Source organism: Flavobacterium suncheonense GH29-5 = DSM 17707 (assembly GCF_000430025.1).
GTDB lineage: Bacteria > Bacteroidota > Bacteroidia > Flavobacteriales > Flavobacteriaceae > Flavobacterium > Flavobacterium suncheonense.
Genome location: NZ_AUCZ01000031.1, coordinates 1 through 3,168, shown reverse-complemented (window position 1 = coordinate 3,168; position 3,168 = coordinate 1). Strand labels below are relative to the sequence as shown.

The 3,168-nt window shown below is 30.3% G+C and carries 4 protein-coding genes; all 4 read right to left on the bottom strand.

The annotated features are described in order from the left end of the window. Window positions 1-234: 234 nt before the first annotated feature. Window positions 235-879 (bottom strand): hypothetical protein, encoded by a 645-nt coding sequence (locus tag G498_RS0109810; protein ID WP_035745107.1) that lies wholly within the window; start codon window positions 877-879, stop codon window positions 235-237. A 180-nt stretch (window positions 880-1,059) separates the two neighbouring features. After that, a complete protein-coding gene (locus G498_RS0109805) occupies window positions 1,060-1,443 on the bottom strand; it encodes a hypothetical protein (protein ID WP_026981001.1) in 384 nt (127 codons plus the stop codon). A gap of 184 nt (window positions 1,444-1,627) precedes the next feature. After that, a complete protein-coding gene (locus G498_RS0109800; protein WP_026981000.1) occupies window positions 1,628-2,281 on the bottom strand; it encodes a hypothetical protein in 654 nt (217 codons plus the stop codon). Window positions 2,282-2,284: 3 nt separating this feature from the next. Continuing rightward, the gene (locus G498_RS0109795; protein WP_026980999.1) at window positions 2,285-3,040 is read right to left on the bottom strand and encodes a hypothetical protein; all 756 of its coding nucleotides are present in this window, start codon (window positions 3,038-3,040) and stop codon (window positions 2,285-2,287) included. Window positions 3,041-3,168 lie beyond the last annotated feature (128 nt).

Genomic DNA, 3,168 nt, shown 5'->3' with positions numbered 1-3,168 from the left:
TAATTGATAGTTATAAAATTTGATGGAAAATTTATTTGTGGAAATCGTTTAGGTTCTGATTTTTGCGCGCGCAAGGCAACTGATTTATAACGTTTTTGCGGCTTGGCCGTCGTTGCGGCAATTTAAGAAAAATATTATTATGAAATGCTACGCATGAAAATCCGAAGGATTTTAAATATTGAGCAAAGCGAAGCAATGCGGCTAAACCGCTGTTATGCACAGCTTTTACTTATTTTACTTATTCACTTCAATAATTTTAAGCGTTAAGTCTCGAAAGGTTTTTATATCGCCAGTTAAGAACATATATCTGTCCTTATCTAAAATGTTTAAGTAGTTTAGAAAACCTGTCTTTTTTCTTTTTGGGGCTAACTGGTCAAAAAGTTGTCTGCCATTTGAGATAATGGTTGTCTGTTCGATCATTTCAGAAAAGTACTTTTCAAAATATTCTGTTACTAAAGTAGAAGGTCGAATCTCAGAAACATCGACATGTCTTTTTGCAAGATATTTTTTAAGTGTCAAAAATACTGCTGCACTTAAGCATTCTTGTCCAAATAATTTTATCGGCTGGATGTTTTGTTTTGAAGAGTATTTTGAAATTAGTTCACAAACATCTTTTAGTGTTCGAACTGAGGAAGGTGTCAAAACAGATTTCCATTCTTCCTCTGTTACAGAAATTTGAAATTCTTCATTCAAAAATTTTGATAGAGGTAACCAAGGCAATAAGTCATTTGCGTCTCGCCAATCATCTATTGTTGAGTTAAACGAAAGCTCTGCGTAAGGATCTGCTTCAACGTCAAGCGGACTACAAAGTTTGTGTTGCTCAATAAAGATATTAAGAATGTCTAAAGGTGTTAGTACTTGTTCTATCTCGTGTTTCATAAAGTTGTGCATAACGTCCCGCCGGCTTTGAGCTGGTGGGGATTTTTGTTACTGATGTTTACAAATATACCGAAAAGTTTGAAAGAAGAAAGTAGAAAAGGAGCAAAGGCTTTTGAATCCAGTTCGTTCCATTAAACACTTAACCCCACTTGCACAAAACCGCTGTTAGCAGCTGGCATTTTACGTTATAACTTCAAAAATTTTTCCTTCTCCCGAATTACTACCATTATTATATACTTCACCAATTAGAATTCCATCGGAAATATAGTCTGCTAGGATTGTTTTGGTAGTTGCAGATTTTAGATTAGTTAATTCACATTTAACATGCTTTCCTTCTTTGTCAATTGTAAATTTTCCACTCCAATTTTCATTTTCTAAATTTTCGCAACGTTGAGAATTAGATTTCCCCAATTCAATTTTATTTTCTAGAATAACTACATTGTTTTTCTTAAAAATTAACCTTTGTCGATACACGATACCGAAAATATTTCCTGCGTTGAATATGTCAGTTATTGCAATTCTTTCAGATTGAAAAGTTTTGTTAATTATTTCTTTTAGTTCCATATTTTACGCTCGATTTGCTGCTTGCTGCTAACGTCCCGCCGGCTTTATAAAGTGGCGGCTGTTTTGTTACTGATGTCTACAAATATACCGAAAGTTAGAAAGAAAAAAGAGAAAAAATAGCACTAAAGTGCTAACACTGGCTCTTCCTATTATAAACCGGCCCCGCCATTTTATAAAACCGCTGTTAGCAGTAGTTTTTTTTCTTACTTACAAATTTAAATCCATTCAAAACAATTCTACAAGAAAATAGAGCGATTCCGATGCTTATTATTATAGAAAAAATTATGACAACGATATTTAGAGTTCCGGAAACTTCCTCTTTTCGTTTTTCATAAAAACTCATTGTTTTTACTAAATCAACATTCTTTAAGCTTTCCTTTTTTAGAAGCTCATTTTCATTTATGTATTTATTAAGTTTATTGTTTGTTAGATTGATTGAAAAATATTTTCCGTCATAAGTTTTCCCGTATATTTTTTCTTTTATTTGTTGGATATTTGAAACATCCGAAATTAAAGTTTCTCCATTACTTTTAACAAATGCTTGCTCGGGTAAGTCTATCATTAAAATTTGAGAAGTTTCATTTAATGGTGCATACCATTCATCGCCAAAGCCTATGTCTACATTTTTGACTTCTGAAACTATCATTGTTCCAATTAGAGCTGTAAAGTAATATATGTAAAGAATTTGAAAAGGGATAAAAATTGATAAAAATAATTTTCTTTTTCTTTTGTTTTTATCAGATATAAAAAGAGTTATTAAACCACTAAAAAAAGCAATTGTTAAGCCTAGGATAAAAATTAAAATTAAATGAATTAGAATTGCGATACCCGCCCCCATATTTTATCTTTTTGAATTTTTAAACTTTTCTAATGCATCAATGACAATTTTGTTATTATTGAATTTATCTCGAATTAAAATTTCATCATAATCTTCTGGACTAACCAAGGGATTTATTTTTAATTCTAAATATGCAGGAACTTCAATTGCACTTTTCGACATTCCTTTTAAAAGAAAATAAGGTAACTTTTCTTCTTCTGTTTTTGAATTTAAGGTTAAATATATTAGGCTGAGATTTTCATATAGTTTTACAATTTTATCTATTGGTTGATCGATTAATTTGGGATAACCAATATAAGAATCAATGGTTTCTTTTCGATAGTATGTCAAATAGCTAATATTTGAATCGTCATCATTTATAAATTCCTCAATATCCTTAACTTCAAGCTTTTCTACACTGGATTGTATTTCGTAATATTTCTTTAAAGTGTAAAAATAAAATGTTGAAAGTGTATTAGATTTTTTATGATAAACAAATTTATGAACTTCCAATTTTTTAAAAGAGCCTGAACCAGAATTTGTTATCAAATATAATACAGAGTCATTTTTTATGATACTTTTTTTTATATCTAAACTATCTATATTCGTAGTGTATTCTTTCTTAGAATTGTAATTCGCGATTCTCCCAGTTATTAATTTACATTTAGTTATTGTGTTGAATGATAGATCATTAATTCTAAAGGCATACCAGCTACCATCAAATTGAGCATTTAAAATGTAACTTAACATTAGTAATAAAATTGTAATGTTTTTTTTCATATTTGATTCTTGGGTCTGCTATAAAATTACTGCTAACGTTTCTGCGGCTTGGCCGTCGTTGCGGCAATTTAAGAAAAATATTATTATGAAATGCTACGCATGAAAATCCGCAGGATTTTCTTTTAAGG

Excerpts from the sequence above, each read along its gene's own strand:
- G498_RS0109805 (WP_026981001.1), bottom strand. The coding sequence starts at position 1,443 with ATGGAACTAAAAGAAATAATTAACAAAACTTTTCAATCTGAAAGAATT.
- G498_RS0109800 (WP_026981000.1), bottom strand. The coding sequence starts at position 2,281 with ATGGGGGCGGGTATCGCAATTCTAATTCATTTAATTTTAATTTTTATC.
- G498_RS0109810 (WP_035745107.1), bottom strand. The coding sequence starts at position 879 with ATGAAACACGAGATAGAACAAGTACTAACACCTTTAGACATTCTTAAT.
- G498_RS0109795 (WP_026980999.1), bottom strand. The coding sequence starts at position 3,040 with ATGAAAAAAAACATTACAATTTTATTACTAATGTTAAGTTACATTTTA.